This window comes from Psychrobacillus sp. FSL H8-0487 (genome assembly GCF_038008385.1).
Lineage (GTDB): Bacteria > Bacillota > Bacilli > Bacillales_A > Planococcaceae > Psychrobacillus > Psychrobacillus psychrotolerans.
In genome coordinates this window covers 1,906,782-1,932,480 of sequence record NZ_JBBOZA010000001.1, presented here as the reverse complement: position 1 = coordinate 1,932,480, position 25,699 = coordinate 1,906,782, and the positions used below count along the sequence as shown (strand labels likewise).

The 25,699-nt window shown below is 35.7% G+C and carries 25 protein-coding genes and 1 other annotated feature; of the genes, 18 read left to right on the top strand and 7 right to left on the bottom strand.

Going from position 1 to position 25,699, the window contains the following annotated elements:
* Positions 1-137: 137 nt before the first annotated feature.
* Both MHI47_RS09600 and MHI47_RS09595 read left to right on the top strand, forming a co-directional pair.
* Entirely contained in the window at positions 138-479 is a 342-nt protein-coding gene (locus MHI47_RS09600; protein WP_340769289.1) for a DNA-binding protein, read from the top strand.
* A 405-nt stretch (positions 480-884) separates the two neighbouring features.
* Positions 885-1,190 (top strand): hypothetical protein, encoded by a 306-nt coding sequence (locus MHI47_RS09595; protein WP_340830616.1) that lies wholly within the window; start codon positions 885-887, stop codon positions 1,188-1,190.
* 254 nt (positions 1,191-1,444) lie between these two features.
* On the opposite strand, the gene MHI47_RS09590 is transcribed toward MHI47_RS09595, so the two are convergent.
* Positions 1,445-2,778, bottom strand: a protein-coding gene (locus MHI47_RS09590; RefSeq protein ID WP_340830615.1) for an IS3 family transposase whose coding sequence is annotated in 2 segments (ribosomal slippage) — positions 1,445-2,391 and positions 2,391-2,778 — 1,335 coding nt in all. Because the reading frame shifts where the segments join, the coding sequence is not laid out codon by codon here.
* A 631-nt stretch (positions 2,779-3,409) separates the two neighbouring features.
* On the opposite strand from MHI47_RS09590, the gene MHI47_RS09585 reads away from it, so the two are divergent.
* The 5 genes from MHI47_RS09585 to MHI47_RS09565 all read left to right on the top strand — a co-directional run bounded on the left by MHI47_RS09585 (position 3,410) and on the right by MHI47_RS09565 (position 9,177).
* A complete protein-coding gene (locus MHI47_RS09585) occupies positions 3,410-4,204 on the top strand; it encodes a polyphosphate kinase 2 family protein (RefSeq protein WP_340830614.1) in 795 nt (264 codons plus the stop codon).
* A gap of 111 nt (positions 4,205-4,315) precedes the next feature.
* Positions 4,316-5,524, top strand: coding sequence for an argininosuccinate synthase (locus MHI47_RS09580; RefSeq protein ID WP_093534083.1), 1,209 nt, complete (start codon positions 4,316-4,318; stop codon positions 5,522-5,524).
* Positions 5,521-6,894 (top strand): argininosuccinate lyase, encoded by a 1,374-nt coding sequence (gene argH, locus MHI47_RS09575; protein ID WP_340830613.1) that lies wholly within the window; start codon positions 5,521-5,523, stop codon positions 6,892-6,894. Before MHI47_RS09580 ends, argH begins: the two co-directional genes overlap by 4 nt.
* 170 nt (positions 6,895-7,064) lie before the next feature.
* A complete protein-coding gene (locus tag MHI47_RS09570) occupies positions 7,065-7,958 on the top strand; it encodes a PucR family transcriptional regulator (RefSeq protein ID WP_340762335.1) in 894 nt (297 codons plus the stop codon).
* 121 nt (positions 7,959-8,079) lie between these two features.
* On the top strand, positions 8,080-9,177 hold the full coding sequence (locus MHI47_RS09565; RefSeq protein WP_340830612.1) for an ABC transporter ATP-binding protein: 1,098 nt from the start codon (positions 8,080-8,082) through the stop codon (positions 9,175-9,177).
* A 40-nt stretch (positions 9,178-9,217) separates the two neighbouring features.
* On the opposite strand, the gene MHI47_RS09560 is transcribed toward MHI47_RS09565, so the two are convergent.
* Entirely contained in the window at positions 9,218-9,796 is a 579-nt protein-coding gene (locus MHI47_RS09560; protein ID WP_340832023.1) for a YitT family protein, read from the bottom strand.
* 433 nt (positions 9,797-10,229) lie between these two features.
* Between MHI47_RS09560 and MHI47_RS09555 the strand changes: the two genes are divergently transcribed.
* Both MHI47_RS09555 and MHI47_RS09550 read left to right on the top strand, forming a co-directional pair.
* Positions 10,230-10,721 carry an NUDIX hydrolase gene (locus tag MHI47_RS09555; RefSeq protein ID WP_093534093.1) on the top strand — a complete coding sequence of 164 codons (492 nt, stop codon included), beginning with the start codon at positions 10,230-10,232 and terminating at the stop codon, positions 10,719-10,721.
* A 417-nt stretch (positions 10,722-11,138) separates the two neighbouring features.
* Positions 11,139-11,522 carry a hypothetical protein gene (locus tag MHI47_RS09550; protein WP_093534097.1) on the top strand — a complete coding sequence of 128 codons (384 nt, stop codon included), beginning with the start codon at positions 11,139-11,141 and terminating at the stop codon, positions 11,520-11,522.
* A 90-nt stretch (positions 11,523-11,612) separates the two neighbouring features.
* Here MHI47_RS09550 and MHI47_RS09545 read toward each other — a convergent pair whose 3' ends face one another.
* Positions 11,613-11,891, bottom strand: coding sequence for a hypothetical protein (locus tag MHI47_RS09545; RefSeq protein ID WP_340830611.1), 279 nt, complete (start codon positions 11,889-11,891; stop codon positions 11,613-11,615).
* A 230-nt stretch (positions 11,892-12,121) separates the two neighbouring features.
* Positions 12,122-12,337: a binding site (T-box leader), on the top strand.
* 36 nt (positions 12,338-12,373) lie between these two features.
* Here MHI47_RS09545 and argS point away from each other — a divergent pair.
* The 5 genes from argS (at position 12,374) to MHI47_RS09520 (ending at position 19,132) form a co-directional block, all read left to right on the top strand.
* A complete protein-coding gene (argS, locus tag MHI47_RS09540; RefSeq protein WP_340830610.1) occupies positions 12,374-14,053 on the top strand; it encodes an arginine--tRNA ligase in 1,680 nt (559 codons plus the stop codon).
* Between the two features lie 531 nt (positions 14,054-14,584).
* Entirely contained in the window at positions 14,585-15,304 is a 720-nt protein-coding gene (locus MHI47_RS09535) for a S16 family serine protease (RefSeq protein WP_340830609.1), read from the top strand.
* Between the two features lie 123 nt (positions 15,305-15,427).
* Positions 15,428-16,681: a Y-family DNA polymerase gene (locus MHI47_RS09530; protein WP_340762328.1), complete on the top strand. Its 1,254-nt coding sequence runs from the start codon at positions 15,428-15,430 to the stop codon at positions 16,679-16,681.
* 125 nt (positions 16,682-16,806) lie between these two features.
* The gene (locus MHI47_RS09525; RefSeq protein ID WP_340830608.1) at positions 16,807-17,541 is read left to right on the top strand and encodes an SDR family NAD(P)-dependent oxidoreductase; all 735 of its coding nucleotides are present in this window, start codon (positions 16,807-16,809) and stop codon (positions 17,539-17,541) included.
* A 163-nt stretch (positions 17,542-17,704) separates the two neighbouring features.
* Positions 17,705-19,132 (top strand): aldehyde dehydrogenase family protein, encoded by a 1,428-nt coding sequence (locus tag MHI47_RS09520; RefSeq protein ID WP_340830607.1) that lies wholly within the window; start codon positions 17,705-17,707, stop codon positions 19,130-19,132.
* Positions 19,133-19,354: 222 nt separating this feature from the next.
* Here the strand turns inward: MHI47_RS09520 and MHI47_RS09515 are convergent, their stop codons facing one another.
* Positions 19,355-20,137, bottom strand: coding sequence for a helix-turn-helix domain-containing protein (locus MHI47_RS09515; RefSeq protein ID WP_340830606.1), 783 nt, complete (start codon positions 20,135-20,137; stop codon positions 19,355-19,357).
* 214 nt (positions 20,138-20,351) lie between these two features.
* Here MHI47_RS09515 and MHI47_RS09510 point away from each other — a divergent pair, with 214 nt between their 5' ends.
* From MHI47_RS09510 to MHI47_RS09500, 3 genes are all read left to right on the top strand, one after another.
* Positions 20,352-20,822, top strand: coding sequence for a DinB family protein (locus MHI47_RS09510; protein ID WP_340830605.1), 471 nt, complete (start codon positions 20,352-20,354; stop codon positions 20,820-20,822).
* 18 nt (positions 20,823-20,840) lie between these two features.
* Positions 20,841-21,269 carry a VOC family protein gene (locus MHI47_RS09505; protein WP_340830604.1) on the top strand — a complete coding sequence of 143 codons (429 nt, stop codon included), beginning with the start codon at positions 20,841-20,843 and terminating at the stop codon, positions 21,267-21,269.
* Between the two features lie 164 nt (positions 21,270-21,433).
* Entirely contained in the window at positions 21,434-21,808 is a 375-nt protein-coding gene (locus tag MHI47_RS09500) for a hypothetical protein (RefSeq protein ID WP_093534117.1), read from the top strand.
* Between the two features lie 62 nt (positions 21,809-21,870).
* Here MHI47_RS09500 and MHI47_RS09495 read toward each other — a convergent pair whose 3' ends face one another.
* Complete coding sequence (locus MHI47_RS09495; protein ID WP_093534119.1) at positions 21,871-22,410, bottom strand: TetR/AcrR family transcriptional regulator; 540 nt, start codon at positions 22,408-22,410, stop codon at positions 21,871-21,873.
* A gap of 139 nt (positions 22,411-22,549) precedes the next feature.
* Here MHI47_RS09495 and MHI47_RS09490 point away from each other — a divergent pair, with 139 nt between their 5' ends.
* Positions 22,550-23,935: a DHA2 family efflux MFS transporter permease subunit gene (locus MHI47_RS09490; RefSeq protein WP_340830603.1), complete on the top strand. Its 1,386-nt coding sequence runs from the start codon at positions 22,550-22,552 to the stop codon at positions 23,933-23,935.
* 45 nt (positions 23,936-23,980) lie between these two features.
* Here MHI47_RS09490 and MHI47_RS09485 read toward each other — a convergent pair whose 3' ends face one another.
* Both MHI47_RS09485 and MHI47_RS09480 read right to left on the bottom strand, forming a co-directional pair.
* Positions 23,981-24,601 carry a phosphatase PAP2 family protein gene (locus tag MHI47_RS09485; RefSeq protein WP_340830601.1) on the bottom strand — a complete coding sequence of 207 codons (621 nt, stop codon included), beginning with the start codon at positions 24,599-24,601 and terminating at the stop codon, positions 23,981-23,983.
* A gap of 133 nt (positions 24,602-24,734) precedes the next feature.
* Positions 24,735-25,628 carry a DMT family transporter gene (locus MHI47_RS09480; RefSeq protein ID WP_340830600.1) on the bottom strand — a complete coding sequence of 298 codons (894 nt, stop codon included), beginning with the start codon at positions 25,626-25,628 and terminating at the stop codon, positions 24,735-24,737.
* Positions 25,629-25,699 lie beyond the last annotated feature (71 nt).

The following is a 25,699-nucleotide window of genomic DNA, read 5'->3' as shown; positions in this document are numbered from 1 at the left end:
GAATAAGTTAATATCTGTAATTATTCAACACAAGGGGTGCTTTACTTCAAGTTTTCAGGTGGTACTTTTTTATAACTAATGTGGTAGGTTTGTGTAAATAGAATTCAGAATGTTCAAGGAAGTATGAGGGGATATAAGTGAAAAATAATTTAATATCAATTTCTATTTTTAGTTTAGCAATATCTATTGTAATAGGCAGTTGGTTAGTAGCTAATGCCAACAAAAATGTCTATCCAAGTCAAACTGTTCAGGAAGAAAATGATGTTAAAGAAGAGGTAAAGAAATTACTAACACAAGAAGAATTAGCATCGTATTTAGGTTTAAGTGTTGAGGAAAGTAAAAAATTAGGTCCTGTTGGGGGACCACCTACTAGCACGAGTGTACTTCCCTATATAAAAATTGTTGATAAAGTTTATTATTCAAAAGATGCTATTGATAAGTGGTTAGTAGAATATGGCACTGCACATCTGAACAATTAAACTTACGGTTGCTTTACTTCAAGTAGGAGTAAAGCTTTTTTTGAACTAACGCGACAGTTTAGTTGAATAAGGAAAGGTTATTTAAGTTCTATTGTCAAAACGCTTATTTGTATAATGGTCGTAGAGATTCTCCAGTAGCGGATATAGCTTATCGACAATATCGATATATTGAAGGATTAAGAGGTAATCCATGGTTCCGAATTACCATGACAGTAAGATAAAATAAGGAAAGGGGAAAATGTAATCGAGAAGAAAAGCTTAATCGCATTTATCATTTATTTCATAGTGACATGTATCTGCCTGTTCTACTTTTTTTATGATACGAAAGAATATGAACATATTAATTCCCTTTCCTACTTTTTACCAACAATACTAACATTATTTTTAGTAACGTGTGGCTATATTTTGTTTTTAGCTTTTGGTGAAAAAAAAGATAAAGAGATACTCTTTAAAATGATCATTTGGTTCATCATTGGAATCGGGAGTACCACTTTGTTATATGAATTTGTCAAACCGAGTTATACTTATGCAGAAGCAAAAGCAATAGTAGAGCAAAGATACGAGGAAGTAGATGTTATAGACAGTCATTCTACAACTTCTACTCAAGTAGAAACTGGTAAAGAAATCTACCGTATGACTGCAATGAAAGATTCAAAAAAAATCCAGTTAGTTTTTAATCCCTACACAAAGGAAATAATATTTCTCAAATAAAATTACCTAGAATTTTATCGTAGAATAAAGTTTCTATTTTGTATACGCTGAAATTTAAAGACAAATAAAAAATACCGATTTATTATTAAGTGAATTGAACCCCGAATAGGGCTCTTCATTACAATGGATTGATTATACGGTGACGAATAATAAAAGCTTTTGGGCTGTTTAAGATTCATAGCATTGTTTTGTTTATTTTGCTATGTGACCAATCTAAAGTGTACCCTTTGTAAAGGACATTTTAAAAAAAGCTCTTAAGCAACTTGAAGAAGATGATGTCTGTATTGTACAGGCGTCATCTTTTTTAAGTTCCATTGACCTCGATAATGATTATAATACGTCATATAACTCTTAATCTCTCGTATTAAATCCTCTAAAGTTTTGCAAGACTTCAAGTCTACTTCATCCTTAAAATGGCCAAAGAACGATTCTTGAGGTGCGTTATCCCAACAGTTTCCACGACGTGACATGGATTGACCTAATCCCATTTTCTTTACCAGTTTTTGAAATTGAGGACTTGTATAATGGAAGCCTTGATCTGAGTGGATAAATGCCTCTTTAGATAGTTTTATCTCTTTCTTTTTTAATTTTTTTAAGGTACTTAGTGCGATATCTAAGGTTACTTTATCGGATACTTCATATACTAGTATCTCATTCGTTTCTGCATCTTTAATGGTGGATAAATAGGCACGTTTTCCTTTTCCATAACTTAAATATGTAATGTCTGTTAATAGAACTTTACCAATGACTCCTTGCTTAAACCGGCGGTTTAATAGATTTGGTAATGTGCGATGTTCCTGTGTTGCCTTTGCCATTCTTCGATAAGGATTCGCTTTTCGAAATGGACAAATGATCCCAAATTTTTTCATTATGCGACGAATTCGTTTTAAGTTATATGTAATGAGATACTGATTTTCTAACGTCATTTTTATTTGACGCGCGCCTTTTTTTCGACGGCGGAAAAGAAACGCTTTTAGAATAATTTCTTTTACTTCTTCATCTGCTAACTTGCGTTCTTCGCGGTTTTGCATGGCTTTTTCTGAGAAATAGTTGTAGTAGCCCGATCGAGATACGCCAATTAATACACACAGAAAACGAACCATACGCTTTAATTGATATTTTTCAATCGTGTCGTGGATCAATTGGAATTTCTGTTCGCTTAGGAGTTTTGTTTCTTTTTCATCATCTGCCTTTCGAGTAAATCGAGCTTTTTTAGGAGTTCATTTTCCGCTTGTAATAATCGATTCTGCGCCTCTAATCGAGCGTATTTTTCTTCTAAACTTAGTTCTCTCTCTAAAGGTCTACCACTATTCTTTTTCCTCGTATCTTCTAATCCGAATATCCCTTTTTCATGATAGGCAGCTCGCCACCGCTTAGCTGCAGATTTAATACGCTCCATACCAATTAACTCCACATCAAAGCCAGCTTCCTCAAAAATAGCACGAGGTAATTTCCCCATTTCATTTTCAGAAATAAATCTACGTTTAAATTCGTCGGTATAGGTAATTCCTTTTTCACTAACTGCACGTACATTTGGATTGCATTTCAGCAGTTCTATTTCATTTTCATTAAATAAACTTATTGTCATTTTGATCCGCCCTAACATGTTTTTTCTCATTATAAACAAAAGTACCCCATAGGATAGACTTTTTTAAGTGTCTATTCTATGGGGTACATTTTAATCAGCCCAAGGGCTTTTTCATCTTGTTCAACTACGGGTGCTTTACTTGAAGAGCATCGAGCTGCTTAGGTGCTCATTTTTCTTATTGTACTAAAGCGGCAGGTTAGTAGAAGAATCGTCTTTAACTCTTATTCAATAATCGCGAGTCAGAGAATAGTAATTGGATAAATATTGAAAAAAATAAGGAATTCAATTCGTATATTAGTTACTAAATACTCTAGAGTGGTGTTGGAAGGGGTTGGCTTTAATCACTATTATTGTCTATCCGATAATAGTGATTAAATTTTTGTTTATAGCTACAGCTTATAACAAAATTTAAACCCTTTATACAACAATCGGACGCTATTGTTGAAGAAGTGCCACTTTTCTTCTTCGACTACGGGCGCTTTACCTCAAGAAGGAAATACTTATGTGGAATCTATTCATGCTGACTTTCGTATATAGACCGAGGGGGAATATTTTTGAAAAACACAAAGTTAAGTTTTTAGGGTTGTAATAGAAAGTTGGGTATACAAAAAGTAAATAAGGAGGGATATCATTGCCAAAATCATTAAGTAATTTAGAAGCAACACAATTTGAGCATTCTAAAAAGGACTACAAAAAGAAACTAAAGAAGCTACAATATCATTTACTAAGTTTACAGAAGACACTTCTCGAGAAAAAGATTGGTCTCATACTTGTTTTTGAAGGAATGGATGCCGCCGGGAAAGGGGGAGCTATTAAACGTTTAACACAGCGCCTTGATCCTAGAGGATACATCGTTCATCCTATTTCCGCCCCCCAACCACATGAACTCCGTTATCACTATTTGCAACGCTTTTGGAGAAAACTCCCACAGTATGGACAAATAGGGATTTTCGATCGCTCCTGGTATGGGAGAGTATTAGTAGAACGAGTAGAAGAACTGGCAACAAAAGAAGAATGGAAACGTGCTTATAATGAAATAAATCATTTTGAAAAAACCTTAACGCATGATAACTACATTATTATTAAGCATTGGATACATGTCTCTGAGGAAGAGCAATTGAAACGTTTTACAGAACGCAAGACCGATCCTTATAAAATGTGGAAGCTAACAGACGAGGATTGGCGTAATCGGGAAAAATCTGACCAGTATATAGAAGCAGCTGAAGATATGTTTGATAAGTCGAATTGTACAGATACACCTTGGTTTATAGTCCATGGTGATGACAAATTATATGCTCGCTTAACCGTACTACATAATATTATTCGAGAGATAGAGAACCAGTTTGCTATAAGAGGGATTGAATATACGCTCATTTCTGAACTAGAAAAACAAAAAAAGGAAGAATCGATAAATATACAAAAATAAGAATAATTACTTATATTTATTAATTATTAGTTGTATTCATACAAATTCCATGTTACATTATGTATATTAATACTAAAACAATGTATATAAATGCAATGGAGGAATATAAAAATGAACAAAAAAGTAGTTTTAGCATATTCAGGCGGGTTAGATACATCAGTCGCAATTACATGGTTAAAAGATGAAGGATACGACGTTATAGCGGTTTGTTTGGATGTTGGCGAAGGGAAAGACCTGACATTCGTGAAAAATAAAGCATTAGAAGTTGGAGCAATTGAGAGTTATATGATCGATGCAAAAGAAGAATTTGCTAATGAATATGCATTAATTTCATTACAAGCACATACATGGTATGAAAACAAATATCCATTAGTTTCCGCTTTATCACGTCCACTGATTTCTAAAAAATTAGTAGAAATTGCAGAACAAACGGGAGCAACAGCAGTGGCACATGGTTGCACAGGTAAAGGAAACGACCAAGTGCGTTTCGAGGTTTCTATTAAAGCATTGAATCCAGATTTAGAAGTAATTGCGCCAGTACGTGAGTGGAGCTGGAGCCGTGAAGAAGAAATTGCATACGCAAAAGAAAAGAATATTCCAATTCCTATTAACCTAGACAGCCCATTTTCTATCGATCAAAACCTATGGGGTCGCGCAAACGAATGTGGCATTTTGGAAGATCCGTGGGCTGCTCCACCAGAAGAGGCCTATGATTTAACTGTTTCTCTAGAAAATGCACCGGATACTGCGGATGTCATTGAAATTGAATTTTTACAAGGAGTTCCTACTTCCATAGATGGAAAAGCATATCCATTACACGAACTCATCTTAAAACTAAATGACATTGCTGGAAAACATGGTGTCGGTCGTATAGATCATGTAGAAAACCGTTTAGTTGGTATAAAATCACGTGAAGTGTATGAAATTCCTGGCGCACATACCTTACTTCTAGCGCATAAAGAATTAGAAGATATTACTCTAGTAAAAGAATTAGCTCATTTTAAACCAGTAATGGAGAAAAAGTTGACGGAACTTATTTATGAAGGACTTTGGTTCTCACCACTTAGAACTGCTTTAGAGGCATTCTTAAAAGAAACGCAACAATATGTAAACGGAACAGTGCGTGTTAAATTATTTAAAGGGCATGCAATTGTAGAAGGACGTAAATCTCCAAATTCTCTATACAATGAGAAGTTAGCAACATATACAAAAGATGATGAGTTTAATCATGCATCAGCTGTAGGATTTATCGAGCTATGGGGACTACCAACAAAAGTTCACGCTATGGTGAACAAGGGAGCAGAGAAGGTGAAGGCATGACTAAACTATGGGGCGGCAGATTTCAAAAATCTGCCGAACAATGGGTCGATGAATTTGGAGCATCAATCGGATTCGATCAAACATTAGTGAATGAAGATTTAGATGGCAGTATTGCACACGTTCAAATGTTAGGAGACTGCAATATACTACCATGTGATGATGTCCAAAGTATTTTAGGAGGTCTCGTCCAACTCAAAAAACTGGCAGTTGAAAACAAATTAGAGTTTTCTATTGCCAATGAAGATATTCACTTGAATTTAGAAAAAATGCTAATCGATTTAATCGGGCCAGTAGGCGGAAAGCTGCATACTGGGCGTAGCCGTAATGATCAAGTGGCAACAGATATGCATTTATTCTTGAAGAATAGAGTAATTGAAATAATTGAGTTAATCGAGACTTTCCAACAAACACTTGTGGCACAAGCAGAAACACATGTAGAAACACTTGCACCAGGATATACGCATTTACAGCGTGCGCAACCAATTTCATTTGCTCACCATTTGATGGCTTATTTTTGGATGCTAGAACGCGATAAGGATCGTTTCAAAGATTCTGTGAAGCGCATCGATATTTCACCACTTGGAGCAGGTGCACTTGCTGGGACGACTTTTCCAATTGATCGTAAGGTAGCTGCTGAATATCTTGGTTTTGCAAATGTTTATGAAAATAGTATGGATGCTGTGAGTGACCGTGATTTTATCCTAGAATTTCTAAGTAATTCTTCTATGTTAATGGCTCATTTGTCTCGTTTTGCGGAAGAAATTATATTATGGTCTAGTGCTGAATTCAATTTTATCGAATTAGATGATTCTTTTTCAACTGGCTCTAGTATTATGCCTCAAAAGAAAAATCCAGATATGGCCGAGTTAATCCGTGGGAAAACTGGTAGAGTTTACGGCAATCTTATGGGATTATTAACTGTCATTAAGGGTCTTCCACTTGCATACAACAAAGATATGCAAGAAGACAAAGAGGGCATGTTCGATACTGTACATACAATCGTTGGTTCATTGAAAATTTTTGAAGGCATGGTACGTACAATGGTAGTTCACACAGAACGACTGCATGATACTGTTCACAAGGATTTCTCCAATGCAACGGAACTAGCGGATTATTTAGCTGCAAAAGGACTTCCATTCCGCGAAGCACATGAAATAACTGGAAAACTAGTTTTCCTATGTATTCAACGTGGATACTTCTTACTCGATTTACCACTAGAAGATCTTCAGCAGGCAAGTAGCTTGATAGAGTCAGATATTTATGATGTACTATCACCACTAGCAGCTGTTAGAAGAAGAAATTCTTTAGGCGGTACTGGTTTCGAGCAAGTGAAAGTACAAATTGAAGAGGCAAAGAAACGCCTAGCATAACAAAAACAAAACCTGTAGACACTCTAAAAATGAGTTGCCTACAGGTTTTATTGTATTTCCAAAAAAATTAAAAGCGTGTTGGTTTATGATAAGCTACAATAATAGTAGAATAGTCAAAACTTTTCTGTAGATTGCCAAAAAGGTAATTCTTTCGAAAGAAGGTTTATATAATGATCGATCAATTAAGAAAAATTTACTCTACACTACAAGTATATAAGGACAGTTCCGACGAATTAGGCATAGATTACAAATGGTTTACAACAGACAACCATGAAGTAATTGGTATCCGTAACGACGAACTAACCTCCAAAGATATCTCATTATTAACTGCTTTTCTATCCCCCTATAATGTGAAATTCCCTAATCCAACGGATGTAGAGGGAAAGTGGAGGAAACTTATTTTCTCTACCGAACCAATAGAGGGAGAGAAGGAATGGAAACCTAGTAATCCTTTTCGTTTCGTATATTTTTCGTTTAATAAAGATCAGGTAGAACCTATCTTGTTTAAAGATGCCATAGATGCGCTCTTTGACAAGCAAGTGTCCATTCTTTGGCACAATGAACACGAAGGTTTTATCATCGAGCAGCAAATGGTGGATGAGGATAGCATTTCATACGATCAGATAATCGATATTTTAATGAGTGACCTTTATGTGAAAATTAACTTCTTTGTGGGACCATATAAAAAGGATGTTAATGATCTTTCCCTTCACTATAAATCCTTGACCAACGTGGCCAACCAAGTATTCCAGTATACGAACAAATCGGTAGTGACTTATGTCGATGCTATACCTTTTATCTTAACAAAGCAGACCGATGAAGGATTAAGACTGGATATTTCTAAAACTATATTACATGAGTACATATACGATGAAGAAACGATTAAAATGATCGAGACTTTTTTCGAATGTAACTTGAACCTTTCCGAAACAGCAAAAGTACTCCATTTACACCGAAATAGCCTGCAATATCGATTAGATCGCTTCGTTGATAAGACGGGAATCGATATTCGTCAATTTCATAATGCAATGACTGTATCCTTGGCATTGCTAGCAAGAAAATGATAGTTAGTAAATATACACAAAGATCTGGTTCATCTTTGTGCACTATTCCCATTTCTTGAAAATTAGAAATATAGTATTCTATTACTAATGAAAGCACTTACAATTTCAAGGGGGAAATAGAATGGCTGAACTTAAATTAGTAAATGTTAAAAAGGTATACGACAATAAAGTAGTTTCTGTAGAAGACTTCAACTTAGAAATAAGAGATAAAGAATTCTTAGTACTAGTTGGCCCATCTGGTTGTGGGAAATCAACGACATTACGTATGATTGCTGGATTAGAGGAAATTTCTTCTGGTGATTTATATATTGGAGACAAACGCGTAAATGATGTGCCACCGAAAGATCGTAATATTGCGATGGTATTCCAAAACTACGCACTTTACCCTCATATGGATGTATACAATAATATGGCTTTTGGGTTGAAGCTTCGCAAATTTAAAAAAGATGAAATTAAAAAACGTGTGGATAATGCTGCAAAGATTTTAGGATTAGAAAATCTATTGAATCGTAAGCCAAAAGCTCTTTCTGGTGGTCAGCGTCAGCGTGTAGCACTTGGTAGAGCAATCGTTCGTGATGCGGAAGTTTTCTTAATGGATGAGCCGTTATCTAACTTAGATGCAAAACTTCGTGTGCAAATGCGTGCAGAAATCCAAAAACTACATAGCCGTCTACAAACGACTACGATCTATGTAACCCATGACCAAACAGAAGCAATGACAATGGCTACAAGATTAGTAGTTATGAAGGACGGGATCATTCAACAAGTGGGAGCGCCAAAAGAAGTGTATGATGAGCCAGACAATGTATTTGTCGGTGGATTTATCGGTTCGCCAGCGATGAACTTCTTGAATGGTAAATTGATCGGTAATTATTTCATCATGGATGATGTAAAGTTATTAGTTCCTGACGGCAGACTGAAGATCCTTAAAGAGCGAGGGTACGACGGTAAAGATATCATTCTTGGTATTCGCCCAGAGGATATTAATGATGAGCAAGTATTCCTAGACTTCTCTCCGGAAACAAAAGTAAGTGCATCTGTAGAGGTTGCGGAGCTAATGGGTGCGGAAATCATTCTATATTCACAAGTGAACAATCAAAGCTTTGTCGCTCGTATTGACTCTCGTTTCAATATTACAGCAGGGGACACAATCGACTTAGCATTTGACCTGAGTAAAGCACATTTCTTTGATAAAGAAACAGAACTACGTATAAAATAACATTAAGCCGCTAAAGGAATTATATCCTTAGCGGCTCTTATTATGAAATCGTTACTTTCCTCGTAATAAAACTCGTTGTTACACCAACAAAAAATATCGTAATTATCGATAAAAGCAATGTATCAACAGATAATAATAGCCCACCGCATAACACCACAATCGAATCGATAATAAAAATCAGTATACCTACATTCACACCCGTTTTCACACTGAGTAGTTGGGCTACTAAATCGGTGCCCCCCGTGCTGGTCTTAAAGCGTAGCATTAAACCTATTCCTGCTCCAACAAAAACTCCACCTAATATGGAGCTATAAATCGCCTCGATATGTATAAACCCTACCAATGGTTGTAGAATATCTATCAAAAAAGAAGAGATAATCATCCCATGCAAACTATTATAGAAATATTCCCGATAATTAAACCACGCAATAATAAAAACCGGAATACTAAATAATATAATCATTAATCCAGGCTTTAAACCCCAGAGATAATTTAAAATGAGTGCGATCCCGATAATTCCACCATCTAGCACTTTATATGGGATTAAAAAAAGATTAATACCCAATGCTATAAAAACACTTCCAACTAATATAACCAAGCCTTTTTTTATCAAATGCATCACTCCCCAGGACATCCATGTATATAGAATATGAAAAAAAGAAAGTGATAATGTAATAATATAAGGGGATTTTTAAGAAAAAGAATTATTTATTGTAATTCGGATTACTAAATATTAACAACAAAAATGAAGGTGAAACGATAGTCCGTAACGAATATTTTAGGGACAGAAGAGGTGGAATAGTATGTTTTGGAGAAGAGACAAGGAGAATTTATAAAGGTATTGGAGAAATGGTCAAACAAACCCATTTGATAGGGAATGGCATTTTGAGGTGGTGTGAAGCTGAATCACATATGAATTCGATACCACCGATACGCATGCTATGGAAGTATTAAGTACAATCCCATTCACTCCATGCCCTAGATAGGTTACATACCAAAAATAAAAAAGAATGATGCTAGCTACCCTACTATTTTGAAAGGATAGTGAAGAATTGACATCTAAATATGTGAGCTGGGGAGATTCAAAAGTAAAATTAACCTGGAAGCGTGATTCACAACTTCCTCCAAGAAGTTTGATAACAAGCGTTCATGGCTTCTGCTTTAAAGGAGAAAAGCTTCTTTTGGTTAAGTTAAATCATAGAGGCTGGGATTTTCCAGGTGGCCATATTGAGCTTGAAGAGAGTCCCGAAGAATGTCTAAAGCGCGAGACATACGAAGAGGCTTATATAACAGGAAGTACCACCCTTTTAGGTCATATTATTGTGGACCATCATGAAAACCTAAAATGGGATACAAGTAGTATCTATCCAAAGGTAGGATATCAAGTGTTTTACCGGATAGACATTGAGCTAATGCATGCTTTTCAAGCACAGTTTGAGTCTGCTGAAAGAATACTGATTAATACTAGAGAAGTAATAGAATATTATCATGATTGGAACGAACTTTATCAAGAAATTCTTGAATGTGCATTAGACCTAAAATAATCTATATTTAAAGCTTAGCTATATTGAGTTAAAGGGGAATTTACTAAAGAAATGGATGTGAATCAATGTTAGTGAAAGGTCATATGATCAGTATGCCTAAGAATTATTGGTGCTTATGGATACCCATTTTTCTTTGGGTGAGTTACTACAATATTTTTTTTGATTGGCAATTGCAGAACTTCAGTGTAAATGAAGCCGAAGATTTTGGACGCTATGTATTTGTGTTATGTATAAGTTTTTGCGAGACCTTTATCTATATCTTACTAATTCGGTTGCTAGTATATTTATTTAAATATACCTTTAAATTTAAAAAACAGAATTCTTCACAGTAAACAAATTAATAGAAAATATCATAAGCTAACAGGTATTTCTCTCACTACAATTTACGATATTGTTGCCATTTATAGGGGGATTTGAATGACGGTATCTATTCACGATGGTGTTTTAATTGCTTACTCAGTTAGTTTTCTAGAAAATGAATTACTTTTAGATATACAAACGGTTGTAGATGAAACTGTAACTGTTACTTTTCGGAATTATTTAGCACATAATTTCAGTTATGTAATGGCAGGAAGTATTATATTCGATATAGAAGAAGTAGAATTGAAATCGTTTTTTGTAGAGAATAGAAAACTATTTGACACTTATAAATTATATGCTTGGCCGATTTGGGAATACGAGGAAACCAATGAACTCGAACACTATTTTCAAGAAAACAGTTATAAATGCTACGTTATTAGTGCATCTTTAGGACTGACAGGTTATGTATTTGCTAAATCCCTTACAATAAAAAGGAAATGATCAGTTTAACTATATAGATTGTATTAGCTGATCACCATTCCCTCAAAAAAATACCCGCAGAGATGCTAGTTAAAAATACTAAGTTAAATTTTATCTCCTAGGCAGATTTAGATGTTTTTTTATTTTTTCCATTTCAGATGTTAAATAATCAAGTTGTTTCTGCATATTTTTACTATTTCCATTGTTGCCATTTTCACTTTGTTCCTGCCGTGCCTCTTCTATAGCTAATACGGATGCCATCGTAGCAAGAACATCGCCAAGTGTAGTTATTGCCCCTGCGATGACAGCGAGTTTAGCGCTTTGGCTATCTGTTTGGTGGTTTTGACTATTTTGATTTTCATGGAATAAAAAGTTTTTATTTTTATCCAAGTCGTTAACCTCCAATAATTTACACTTACCTTTTTGTGTTCATTATATTCATAATGTGGTTTTTGGTGAAAATTTTTTAGTTGCTTCTGAGGAATTTTGGATTACTTGTATAAGTTGGATAAGTGTGTGCAATGATTCAATCAACGGGACCAATGATAAGTATTTATAAAATTTGAAAGATGGTGTTGACGCAATTTTGAAAATACTGTACTATATGTAAAATCATAAAGTTAAATTCGGTGATGAAGAGAGTAATCGATGCACAACTGCGGAAGCGAGTTAGGGACGGTGGGAGCCTAATACAGAAGATCGATGAAGCGCACTTCGGAGAAATGTCCTGAAATCGAGTAGGGAAAATCGGGGAAGACACCTCGTTACGAACGTAAAAGCGGTCACATTTGTGGCAACTAGAGTGGTACCACGGGAATATAGCTCTCGTCTCTTATATAGAGACGAGAGCTTTTTATATTGGAGGAGAAAATATGAGCCTGACATATCAAATTGCAACTATCATTTCGAATGCTTTAGAAAATGAATGGACTGTAGAGCAAGTGGAACAATTATTAGAAAAACCAAAGCAAACAAAACACGGGGATATGGCATTTCCTTGTTTTACATTAGCTCCTAAAATGCGTAAAGCTCCGCAGCAAATAGCGTTAGAGTTAAGTAAGAAGTTAGAGGATTATTTAATCACTAACGTACAAGTAGCTGGTGGATACGTGAATCTTTTCCTCCATCAAGAACTGGTTACTAACCAAGTTTTACAAGCTATTACGACCGATTTACAACAGTACGGAAGTAAAAAGAAAGAGCATGAAAAAATTATCATTGATTTTTCCTCACCAAATATAGCAAAGCCTTTTTCAATGGGGCACTTGCGTTCAACTGTAATAGGCAACTCATTAGCGAATATTACAGAGAAAAATGGGTACGAAGCTGTTCGTATTAACCACCTAGGAGATTGGGGCACGCAGTTTGGCAAGCTTATTGTCGCTTATAAATTATGGGGAAACCAAGACAATATTCTTGCAGCACCAATTGCAGAGCTATTAAAGATTTACGTGCATTTTCATGACATGGCAGAAAAAGATGAATCGTTAAACGAACAAGCTCGTGCAGCCTTTAAATCGCTCGAAGAAGGGGATGAAGAAGCTCTAAACTTATGGAATTGGTTCAAAGATGCATCTTTAAAGGAGTTCCAACAAATCTATGAACTTTTGGGTGTTCGCTTTGATTCGTATGCTGGAGAAGCTTTTTATAACGATAAAATGACTAGTGTAGTAGACGGTTTAAAAGAAAAGGGACTGTTAATGGAATCTAACGGGGCGTTTGTAGTAGAACTCGAAGATATGCCCCCTAGTCTGATTACAAAGAAAGATGGGGCTACCCTTTATGCGACCCGTGATTTAGCAGCAGCTATCTATCGTCAACAAACATATCAAGCGACTAAGACGTTTTATGTTGTAGGAAATGAACAAAAACTTCACTTTAAGCAACTATTTTCGGTACTTGAGAAAATGGGCTATGAATGGGCTAAACAGCTAGAGCATGTTCCATTTGGAATGATGCTGAAAGACGGCAAAAAAATGTCTACCCGTAAAGGTAAAATCATCTTGCTGGCTGACGTAATAGCGGATGCCATTCACACAGCAGAGCAAAATATTAATGAGAAAAATCCAACCTTAGAGGATAAAGAGGAAATTGCTCAGCAAGTTGGTATAGGAGCAGTTATTTTCAATGATTTAAAAAATGATCGCATGAATGATATTGAGTTTTCGTTAGAACAGATGCTTAACTTTGAAGGGGAAACTGGACCTTATGTACAATATACTAATGCTAGAATCTGTTCGTTGCTCCAAAAAGGCAACTTTAAGGCTGTAGAATTCAACTTTTCACCACTTGGAGATGAAACATGGCCAATTATCCAACTACTCGAGGATTTTCCTGGAGTTGTAGAAAAAGCGTTTGCTTATGCTGATCCATCTCAAATAGCAAAGTATTGTTTACTACTATCGCGCCAGTTCAATAAATATTATGCGAATACCAAAATTTTAGCTAAGGATGAAACCACTTCTTCTAAGTTAACATTAGCGTTTTCGGTATCTATAGTTTTAAAGGAATGCCTACGTTTATTAGGTATGCCAGCTCCTGAAAAGATGTAATGCCAGGTTGGAATAAGTACGGATATAATATTCAGCAACTGTATACAGTATTCTACAAAGACAAGCACGAACAATAGAACGATAGTTTCTGCTTTTAAGGGAAGGCATGGAAAACTCCATTTGATCGAAAAAGAAGCAAACGAACTAAATAGCGTTTGCTTTTCTTTGTTATCTGGATATTTGATGTAAATTTCCTATGAACGAATCAGCAATAGCTTTCAGGTTTCTATTGTTTCGCAAGCATCACACTTAACTTTGGTAAGACTCCTAGAAATTGTGGATTCAATAGGAAGGTTTTTTTAGTAGCTAATCGAATTAGTATAAGAGTATGTATCGGAAGGATCGGTGATCAAGATAATTGAATCAACAAACAAGCATCAAATACTTCCGTTTGTAATGACAATTTTTGTTTACTATGCGGAGCTCTATTTGTTTCTCCTCGATTATATTTCTAGTTTTTTCTTTTGCAACATCCTGGCATTGCTCGTTATATTGTGGCCATTTTATTTATTGGGAATTAGGAAAACAAACATGTTAAAACAGATCTTCCTGTTTTCCTTTATCGCTTCGTTTCTTTTATTGATATATGAAGTACCACTGATTTCAATGGAAGGGAACCGGTATGTCGTATCATCTTATCATCCACCAGAAGAACTAGTAAAAAGCTCTGGAATCTACGTGTTGGGTGTAAATACGACCGAGGTACTACTGGAGGAAGGCTTAGAAGAACAAGATTTTTTAGAGCTTAACAGTCACTCCATGATTTTTGATATAAACCAAGTTACTAATATCCATCTCTATGCGAATAAAACTATAGCACTTATTCAATTGATTGGTATCAATTTAGAAGTAGATTATGTTCACCAGATGTCCATGAATGTAAATGCGTATTTAAGTACAGGTAATATAGCAATTGATGAATTTTTATCTAGAAATAATGTAAATGGGAACAGTGCGGGTTTGGCTCTCGTATTATCCAGTCTAATAGAACAAGAGGAAGTTAAAAATTTAAAAACAATTGGTGTGACAGGAGCTATCAGTAAAACTGGAGAAGTAATAGAAATAGGTAAAGTAAAAGAAAAAGTTCTAAGTGCAAATAAAATAAATCTCCCGTATATAATTCTCCCTCTTGGAAATTTGGAAGAAGCCAATGAAGTAGTGGAATCATTAAATCTTCCAATAGAAGTTATCGGAGTCCAGACTGTCAATGATGCCATTCAAAAAATCAATGAGCTAAACGGGGAGAAATAAAAGGAGAAAGCGAATAGTACAACGTTTTTTTGCCTATCTACCCAATTTTTTACCATTGAATAAGAACGTTTGTTTGTAATATACTATAAAGAACATACGTTCCGAAAGAGAGTGGTGAATATTATGTATGAAGGACTAAAAAACCGGAAAATTATATGTATTGATATACGAAGTTTTTTTGCGAGCTGTGCAGCAGCAGATGCTGGCCTGGATGTTACGACTACACCGATTGCAGTCATCGGAAATTTGGAGCAAAAAGGAAGTATCGTGCTTGCTGCATCTCCACCTATGAAAAAACAGTTTGGTGTGAAGACTGGAACTCGCTTGTTTGAAATACCAGATCACCCTTCCATACATCTTATTGAACCTAAAATGGAGTTTTTCGTTCGAGTATCGATGGAAATTACACGCTATTTACATCAGTTCGTCCCACATGAGTCCATTCATGTGTATAGTGTCGATGAGTGTTTTGTAGATCTTGGCGGAACAGAAAAGCTTTGGGGACCTATTGAAAACACGATAAAACGTATACAAGACGAATTATATGCTCAATTTCAGTTGCCATGTGCAGTGGGGATGGGGCCAAACATGCTTATGGCTAAGTTGGCACTCGACCTGGAGGCGAAAAAAAGTGGCTTTGCTAAATGGGCATATGAAGATATTCAGGAAAAGTTGTGGCCGGTAACACCTTTAACTGAAATGTGGGGGATAGGATCACGTCTTCAAAAAACATTAAACAATATGGGGATTTTTAAAGTGGGTCAATTGGCGAATACCCCATTATCCTTACTCGAGGAAAAGTTTGGTGTAATGGGCAACCAACTGTATTACCATGCTTGGGGAGTAGATCTATCCGAGCTCGGAGCACCTCTTGCTGAAGGGCAGATTAGTTATGGTAAGGGACAAATATTATTTAGAGATTATCGTAGTAAAAAAGAAGTGATGGCAGTCGTTTTGGAAATGTGCGAGGACGTAGCTAGACGAGCACGTGAAGCGGAAATGGTTGGAAGAACCATACATCTATCTGTTGGGTATAGTAAAGAGGAATTTGGCGGTGGATTTAATCGTTCCCGTTCTATTGATGAGCCGACAAACGCCACCATGACGATTTATAAAGTATGTGAGCAAATTTTTGATGAATTTTATGATCGCCGTCCTGTTCGAAAATTATCCATCTCGATTACCAATTTAGAACCAGAATACTCCATGCAACTAAGCTTGTTCGAAGAAAGTAAATGGAAGGAACGGAAGCTTGGAAAAACAATGGATGCCTTACGTAGTAAATACGGTTCTACTTCCGTTTTACGTGCAGTTTCATATACAGAAGCAGGAACTGCAAGAAAACGTGCAGGATTACTCGGTGGACATAAAAAGTGAAACTTAGGTAGTTTAATACTTTGACTTTAGGAAGTAAGAAGACTATATTTAGAATATAAATATCTTCAATTCAAGATATAAAGTTTAGATATTTAAATTTTATTTAGATAGGGAGAGATTTTCTAATGAAATTACAAGGAAAAGTAGCTATTATCACAGGTGGTGCATCGGGAATTGGTGCTGCAACAGCAAGACTTTTTGTTGAAGAAGGCGCAAAAGTTGTGTTAGTAGATTTAAATGTAGAAAAAGGCAAAGCGTTTGAAGCAGAGCTAAAAGCTCAAAATGCCGATGCACTATTTGTTAAAGCAAATATTACAAGTGAAGAAGAAGTTCAAAATATATATAAAGAAACCATCGCCGCTTTTGGTAAAGTAGATATAGTTTTCAATAATGCTGGAATTGGTCGCGTTACTCCTACAGAAGAGTTAGAGTATGCAGAATGGCGGAATACAGTGAATGTCGATTTAGACGGCGTATTCTTAGTTGCGCGTGATGCAATTCGTGAAATGCTTAAATCTGGTGGTGGCACAATTGTCAACACTGCATCTATGTATGGGTGGGTAGGTTCTCCTGGATCTGCTGCTTATAATGCGGCAAAAGGCGGAGTTATTAACTTAACTCGCTCACTGGCATTAGAATATGCAACCAAAAATATTCGTGTAAATGCACTGGCACCAGGTTTCATCGATACACCGATTATTCCGGAAGAAAGCAAAGAAGTATTAAAAACGATGACCCCAATGCAACGTCTAGGGCAGTCAGAAGAAATGGCTAAAGCAGTACTATTCTTGGCTTCAGATGATTCTTCCTTTATGACTGGAAATGTTCTAACGGTGGATGGCGGATATACCGCACAATAAGTAAACCTTTAAAATGACTTCCGACTTCAACTCGGGAGTCATTTTTTATTATAGGAATTACTGCTCCACCAAAGAAGTCACCCCCATCCTTGTTATCCACTTGTTTACGAACAGCCAAAAAGGGAACAAATAAAATAAGTCAATTTTATAAAGGAGTTTTATTATGCTTAATCATACAAAACAATACATCAATGGGGAATGGGTGGACTCTACTGGTTCAGAAACAATTGAAGTAGTAAACCCTGCAACAGAGAAAGTAATTGGTAAGATTAGCAGCGGCACGAAAGATGACGTGGATCGAGCTGTGGAGGCTGCAAAAGACGCGTTTCCAACCTTTTCAAAAACATCAGTGGATGACCGGATAAAACTGTTAGAGGATATTGCAAACGAATACGAAAATCGGAAAGATGATTTGATAAAAATAATAACCGAAGAACTTGGTGCTCCAATCACCAAATCAGAGAAAATCCATTATCAAATGGGCCTTCAACATTTTAGGCAGGCTGCAGAAGAGTTGAAAACCTTCGAATTCATAGAGGAAAGAGAAAATTCTTATATTCAAAAGGAAGCGATTGGTATAGCTGGACTGATCACCCCATGGAATTTCCCAACCAATCAAATTTCTACAAAACTCGCTAGTGCATTGGCAGCAGGGAGCACCTTAGTAGTGAAGCCTGCATCTAAAACTCCCTTTGCATCTATTATTCTAGCGGAGATTTTTGATAAAGTTGGTGTTCCTAAAGGAGTATTTAACCTAGTGAATGGTTCCGGTTCAATAGTAGGGGAGGCAATTTCCTCTCATCCGGATGTCGATTTGGTATCTTTTACTGGCTCGGGAGAAGTCGGAAGTAGTTTGATGAAAAATGCTGCAGATGGCATTAAAAATGTATCATTGGAACTTGGAGGGAAATCTCCATTAGTCATTTTAAAGGATGCTGATGTAAAAGAAGCAGCAAAAACCGCATTAACTCAAATTGCTACAAATACAGGACAGGTATGCTCCGCAGCAACACGAGTGATAGTACATGATGAAATGCATGACGATTTTATAAAAGCAATGAAGGAATTAGTAACGGAGTTTCCTGTTGGCGATCCACAGGAAGAAAGTACATTTATGGGGCCGCAGGTTTCCAAAGAACAATGGGAAACCGTTCAATCCTATATCCAAAAAGGAAAGGAAGAGGGAGCCACTATCGCTATCGGGGGACCTGGCAAACCCGATGGAATGGAGAGAGGTTTCTTTTCCAAAATAACCGTTTTCACGAATGTGCAAAATGATATGGCAATTGCGCAGGAGGAAATTTTTGGCCCCGTTATGTCCGTTATTACGTATAAGAATATTGACGAAGCTATTAAAATCGCCAACGATACCGTATATGGCCTTGCTGGTTACGTATTCGGAAATGATAAAGAAGAACTGAAAAAAGTGGCTTTAAATATTCGAGCAGGACAAATAAGAATCAATAATAGTAAATCAGACATATCCGCGCCATTTGGTGGCTTTAAGCAATCCGGCATTGGTCGCGAATGGGGAGATTATGGAATTGAAGAATTCCTGGAGCCTAAAGCGATTATGGGAATGCCCTCTTAAATAGAATAAAATCTGTTTGAGTAATTTTAAGAGCACTGTAAAGTCCACGGATCTATTTCACAGCGAGTAAGTGAACGATAAATCGTTTGCTAACTCGCTGTTTTTAATTTCAAATTCAACACTTCCTAGAGAAAAAAACAGAAATAAGACAGGTAATAAACAATGTCTATTAATAACCAATGTTAAAGTGGTAAACAGTAACTTCATTTGCTTCACAAGAGATCATTCCTCCAATTCCTCATAGAATTCAAATAAGTCTCGTTGGCAAATCTTTTCAAAAATACCTGCGTAATAACCTGCAAGATTATGAATTTTCTTCTCTTTAGTAGCATGTAAGGAGATTGATAGTGCCTGGTATCCAACGTTTTCATAGAAATCTTTGTACTGAGGGAAGCAATTAATGACACGGTGAGTTAAGCTTCTGTAGACACCATACAATTGACTTACTGTCCTTTGGTCTTTTCCAAGCATGGAGAAAATAGTTGATTTAAACTGTTGGTAGAATGTATTTGAGTTTTTATGTAAAGAATTATCCGCAGTATCTTTAAAATACGTATTATGTAATAATTCTTTTTTAGGGCTTAAAGAATAATCGGTTTCTTTCTCCGTGAAATGCTCTTCAGTGCTTGATATTAATAGAGTTTGAGATACCTCACGACTGATCATTTCCGATTGGTCAACGTAAGGCAAAATGACTAAAATATTAGCGCCATAACCTTTTGCTACACGTCGAATGGTAGAGATTCTTTCAATAATACGAAGACTTTCTAACTTACGTAACGATCTTCGAACCGTTGAATCCGATTTATTAATCACTTGTGTAACTGTTTTTACTTTTAAATGAGCAGCACCAGGATACTTACAAGCATATTGTGCAAGGAAGGATAACACTGTACGATCCGTATCATTCAACTTGTAATAATGCTCGGTTAGATGTGATCTAATATGTCCATCCATTTCAGTAACACTTTCAAAAGTTTGATATTCCTTTAGATAAATCGTCATTTATTTTCCCCCTAGAATGATGTAAGTTAGCGATTAGCCAAACGCTTCACAACCATTACATAGAAGAAAATAGGGAAAAAGAATACATAATACAATAAAGAGTTCTAAAAAACTTGAGGAATCTCTTTTAAAAGGAGAAAGGGAAGGGATTTAGTGTGGTCAAAGAGAATACATTTAAGAGCAGGAGTGTTAAGAGAAAAGAGGGGGATTAATATTGGAACAAACAATTTTTCAGCATATGCAAGTAGTAAGGGGAATAACAGAAAAATCTATCCTACAAATACCCGAGGAACTGGCAGATATTATTGCACCAGGATTTACGAATAATATTCGTTGGAACTTTGGTCATATTGCATACATACAGGAAAAGCTTGTATTTGGTGTTTCTAGCGAAAAGATGAATCTTCCGGAAGCATATGAAGTATTTTTTAGTGCGGGTACGAAACCCGCTGATTGGATTGGAACTCCACCATCTCTAGCACATATTTCGGAGGAACTAATTGCACAAAAACAACGAATAGAAGATTACTTACCCGGAAAACTACAGAATAGATTGCCTGAGCCTTTCACTAACAAAGCTGGAATTACATTTCATACACTAGGAGAAACTTTTCTATTCAGTTTCTATCATGAGGCCATGCATATGGAAACGATCAAAAGGATTTATCGTGCCATTAAAAACTAAAATCAAGGAGGAACTAAATTGGAACATGTTTTAGACCATGTCGGAATTGCAGTTAGAAGTATTGATGACGCACTTCCCTTTTACCTGAATGTGTTAAATGGAACACTAGAGGACCAATATACGAGTGATGCCCATGGAGTAGAAGTCCATGTCGCAGTTGTCAGAACTAGTGATAAAATGATTGAATTACTTGCGCCGACCAACAAGAACTCGCCAATGGCTCGATTTATAAAGCAACGAGGAAAAGGGGTACATCATATCGCTTATCGAGTGAACGATTTGGACAAAGCCATACTCGACGCTAGAAAAAAGGGAGTCCGTTTTTTAGAGGACACACTACGTACGAACATCCGTGGAAGAAGACTCATATATATAAATCCAGCATCAACTGATGGGACTTTGATCGAACTATGTAGTTATGCAAATATAAATAACACGGATGATTAATGGGAAGAGGAAAAAGAGGAAATTTTATATTGCATCAAGTATTAAAATATAGATCCGGTTAGAGATGTCAGTAAAAAATAAAAAGACAAAGGGTTTATCCATACATATGACTGGACTTTAATTGACTACATTAAATAGGAACCAATTAATAAGGAGAGGTAGCAATGTTAAAGAAAATAGTTGTTTTAGGAATTTTAATGCTTTTCATTTTATCAGCATGTAATTCTTCCACAATGAGTATTAAAGAAATTGAAAATGTTCCTAAAGATTTACAAGAATATGTGAATTCCAGTTTAAGGCTTCAATCAATTAATGATGGGGAAAAAGGTTATTATATTATATTTCATTCAACTGGAGAGGTAGAAGCATATTTAGAAACACAAGGAGATAAGTTAAATATTATGTTTAATGAAACCAATCTAAAAGATGAAGTCATAAAGCAAAATACGTATTATGTAACAACAGGTCCAGAACACGAAATGATAGATGTTCTAGTAAATGGAGAATCAATTCCATTTGATAATATGACAGTTCAATAATTGAAAAATAATTAATGCCAACACATTGAATAATTGATGTGTTGGCATATTTTTGTAGTGAACTAGGAGCGATACATAAGATTAATTTGCTCGGCAATATAGGTTGAATCTAAATGTAGGCCATCTTTTAACCACCACATAATGATACCTACAATAGAAGCAGTTTTGACATCTGGATCTACAACGACTTTTCTACCTATACTCTTAGAATTACTCCTTCTAACAACTATTAAATCTTTCATCAGTAAAAGTAAGTGTTTCTCAATTTGTTCAAACTGTACTAAAGCCAATATATGATTTCTTTGTTCCAGAAGATAATCTAATAACTGTAGTAAATGCTGTTGTCGATTTCGGTCAAAGGTGGAAGTTAAATTTTCAATTTTGTCTGTTAGTACTTGGAAAATGTCGTTCGTTAAATGTTCTTTTAGCTCATTAATATTCTGATAATGTAAATAGAAGGTGGTCCGGTTCAAGTTTGCCCGCTGTGTCAATTTTTGAATAGAAATCTGGTGTAGAGAATGACCTTCTTGTAGTAGTGTTAAGAGGGCTTCTTTGAGCATTTCCTGTGTACGTATAGCACGAGGATCTTCTTTATAAGTCATATGAATCGGTCCTTTTTCGTATAAATTATCTACTAATCGACAGAAATGATCTGAATGTATACGGATGTTAATTTGTTTTTGCTAATATATTTCATAGACACTTTGTCGATAATATTTATTATATGGGAAGGAATTTTATATGCCAAACGAGATCTCAAGTACTACCAAAAAAATACTACTTATCATTATGATTACAGGAACCTTCTTTTCTACCTTAAATCAAACACTCTTAAATGTTGCACTTAGTGATTTAATGATTGTTTTTAATGTAAATACCTCGACGATTCAATGGCTAGCAACTGGCTTTATGCTTGTAAACGGAGTGTTAGTGCCCATTACAGCATACTTAATGAAACGATTTTCAACTCGTCAGTTATTTATTAGTTCTTTGTTATTCTTACTGATTGGCTCGATTGTTGCAGCATGTGCCAATAATTTCGGCGTACTATTAACAGGCAGAATGATTCAAGCAGTAGGTGCAGGAATTATCATTCCATTAATGATGACGGTAATTGTATACTTATACCCAGCGGAAAAACGTGGCGCGGTTATGGGCAAGATTGGTTTTGCCATTATTTTTGCACCAGCAATTGCACCAACTTTAGCAGGGGTTATTTTAGAATATTTATCATGGCGATGGTTATTTATCATGATGATTCCATTTGTAGCAGTAATCATCATTCTAGCAAGTAAATATTTAGTGAATGTTGCGGAAACGTCCAAAGCAAAACTCGACATAGTAAGTGTGATATATTCCACTTTAGGGTTTGGATTTGTTCTTTTTGGCTTTAGTAGTGCAGGTAGCCGAGGATGGGATGATTTAGTCGTCCTTACTTCCATTGTTGGAGGTTTGCTCGTAACAATCTTGTTCTGTTACCGACAGATAAAATCTGCGGAGCCTCTATTGAATCTAAGTGTTTTTGAATTTAAAGTGTTTACGATGACGACAGTTGTGAATATTGTTATTACCATTTTAATGTATGCCGATTTAATATTGCTGCCGATTTATTTGCAGGACGGGCGAGGGTTTACTGCACTCGGTGCAGGCTTGTTATTATTACCTGGGGCAATTATTAATGCCATACTTTCTCCAGTAACTGGGAAGTTATTCGATAAATTTGGGGCAAAACCTTTGTTTATCTTAGGAACAGGATTAATCGCGATATCGATGCTTGCGGTTATTGATTTATCACCCGAAACAACCACAATATATATTTTAGTTCGTACAATTTTATTGCGTATTGGTTTAGCATTTATCACAATGCCGTTAAATACCGCTGCTTTAAATGCCTTACCAAAAGAATTAGCTTCTCACGGATCAGCTATTAATAACACGGTTCGTCAGCTCGCGGGAGCAATAGGGACAGCTGTTATAATGACAATCTATACGATTCAATTAGTGAATATCTCGTTAGAGTCTAATACTGCTTATATTAATGCGGCAAGTAACACGTATTTCTATATGTTTGTAATTTCTATCATAGCGTTTATCATTACTTGGTTTACGCCGAAGAAGACTAGCTAATGAACATTTTATAGGAATACCAAAAAGACTTAAGTTCTAGTGGACTTAAGTCTTTTTGTTTGTTTGTTCGCTTAAATTCCGATGTTCTCTATTTAACCACCATACGCAAAGGATGAACCAACTATAGCCAAGCAGCCACCCGGCTACAATATCCGAAGCAAAGTGACGTCCTTCTGTTATTCGAGAAAATCCAATGAGCACTGCTAATATAATGGCTGAAATCCAAACGATGAGCGATATTTTCTTCGAATTAATATGTAGCGTAATTAGATAGGAGATTGTTAATAAATAAACTAACCCATGAAAAGCATGTCCGGATGGAAAACTAAAAGTAGAAAACTGATCTACAATTTCAGGTCGAGGACGTTCAATAATTCGTTTTAAAAATTGATATAAACCATATCCCACCCCGATGGATAGTAGGACAAAAACCATTAACCTGTAGTCTTGTTTTCGAATCCAAAGGAGGATTAGAACAAGTATCATAATCGCAAAAATAAACTTGGTTTCACCTAAATAATGAAATATTGCAATAAAACTGTTGCCATATAACGTATTAAAAGCAACCTCATCAAAAGCTTGGATGAATGGTGTTTCATAAGTTATCCATAAAACACAAAATACAACGAAAGCACAAACGGCTAAAACATATTGTAACTTATTCATACATCTATTCTCCATTTTATTAAGGATACATTAGTATGGCTAAGATACGAATAGAAATACAATTTATATACGTAGTATCTTAGTTTTAAATGATAAAACAGTAGGAATCTCATATTCCTACTGTTTTGTTAAGTCATTTAGTTGTTGTTTTTAATCTCTTTAGGAGATTAATAGAATTATTTTCACTAACAAATGTTGCACCTAAAAGTAATGCACCACCAAGTATTTGCACAAAAGTCATTTGTTCTTGCAAGATAAGCGCAGATATTACTAATGAGGTGATTGGATCTGCATAGCTTAGTGCAGCGATGCTTTGTCCTTTTAGTTTTTGCATACCTGAGAAGAATAGCAAGAATCCAATACCCGTGTGTATAACCCCTAAGATTAATATAAAAGGAATGGAAGAACTAGATACTTCTAAAATTCCAAATCCCTCCGTAAAGAAAACATATGGCATGAGAAGTATTGTGGCTGTTCCCAGTTGAAGGACAGTAGTTTCTAACCCATCCATGTTTTTAATAAACTTATTTAGCAACATTAAAGAAGCATATAACACAGCTGCCATTAAACCATAACCAATGCCAATTAAGTCATTCAATCCAGATGTATTTACACCACCATTACCAACAATGAATAACATACCGAGCATAGCTACAGCAATACAAATTATTTTCTTCACTGATAATTTTTCCTTGAGTACAAATGGCGAAACAATTAGAACAATAACTGGTGCAAAATAATAACTTAAAGTCGCATTAGAAAGAGTCGTATGCTTGAATGCTTGGAACAGGAAAATCCAATTTCCACCCAAAGAAATACTAGATAGTAATAAAATAAGCGCATTTACTCTAACTATTGCCCACGAAATTTTCTTTTTCATCAGGAACATCACAGTTGTTAAAAACATACTGCCGATTAAACCGCGTAGTAAAGCTATTTCACTAGAAGACAAATCAATGTATCGAACAAACACACCGATTGTGCCAAAGATTATCATTGATAATAAGAACTGAATTTTAGATTTCATCGTTTGCTCCTCCAAATCGGTGAAAGTGTTCGTATTTCGCAGACTCTTCGACTGTTATTAATAGCAGTTGA

Excerpts from the sequence above, each read along its gene's own strand:
- MHI47_RS09530 (WP_340762328.1), top strand. The coding sequence starts at position 15,428 with ATGTATGAAGGACTAAAAAACCGGAAAATTATATGTATTGATATACGA.
- MHI47_RS09550 (WP_093534097.1), top strand. The coding sequence starts at position 11,139 with ATGACGGTATCTATTCACGATGGTGTTTTAATTGCTTACTCAGTTAGT.
- argS (WP_340830610.1), top strand. The coding sequence starts at position 12,374 with ATGAGCCTGACATATCAAATTGCAACTATCATTTCGAATGCTTTAGAA.
- MHI47_RS09525 (WP_340830608.1), top strand. The coding sequence starts at position 16,807 with ATGAAATTACAAGGAAAAGTAGCTATTATCACAGGTGGTGCATCGGGA.
- MHI47_RS09580 (WP_093534083.1), top strand. The coding sequence starts at position 4,316 with ATGAACAAAAAAGTAGTTTTAGCATATTCAGGCGGGTTAGATACATCA.
- MHI47_RS09480 (WP_340830600.1), bottom strand. The coding sequence starts at position 25,628 with ATGAAATCTAAAATTCAGTTCTTATTATCAATGATAATCTTTGGCACA.
- MHI47_RS09485 (WP_340830601.1), bottom strand. The coding sequence starts at position 24,601 with ATGAATAAGTTACAATATGTTTTAGCCGTTTGTGCTTTCGTTGTATTT.
- MHI47_RS09515 (WP_340830606.1), bottom strand. The coding sequence starts at position 20,137 with ATGACGATTTATCTAAAGGAATATCAAACTTTTGAAAGTGTTACTGAA.
- MHI47_RS09495 (WP_093534119.1), bottom strand. The coding sequence starts at position 22,410 with ATGACTTATAAAGAAGATCCTCGTGCTATACGTACACAGGAAATGCTC.
- argH (WP_340830613.1), top strand. The coding sequence starts at position 5,521 with ATGACTAAACTATGGGGCGGCAGATTTCAAAAATCTGCCGAACAATGG.
- MHI47_RS09535 (WP_340830609.1), top strand. The coding sequence starts at position 14,585 with ATGTTAAAACAGATCTTCCTGTTTTCCTTTATCGCTTCGTTTCTTTTA.
- MHI47_RS09565 (WP_340830612.1), top strand. The coding sequence starts at position 8,080 with ATGGCTGAACTTAAATTAGTAAATGTTAAAAAGGTATACGACAATAAA.
- MHI47_RS09570 (WP_340762335.1), top strand. The coding sequence starts at position 7,065 with ATGATCGATCAATTAAGAAAAATTTACTCTACACTACAAGTATATAAG.
- MHI47_RS09560 (WP_340832023.1), bottom strand. The coding sequence starts at position 9,796 with ATGCATTTGATAAAAAAAGGCTTGGTTATATTAGTTGGAAGTGTTTTT.
- MHI47_RS09520 (WP_340830607.1), top strand. The coding sequence starts at position 17,705 with ATGCTTAATCATACAAAACAATACATCAATGGGGAATGGGTGGACTCT.
- MHI47_RS09500 (WP_093534117.1), top strand. The coding sequence starts at position 21,434 with ATGTTAAAGAAAATAGTTGTTTTAGGAATTTTAATGCTTTTCATTTTA.
- MHI47_RS09490 (WP_340830603.1), top strand. The coding sequence starts at position 22,550 with ATGCCAAACGAGATCTCAAGTACTACCAAAAAAATACTACTTATCATT.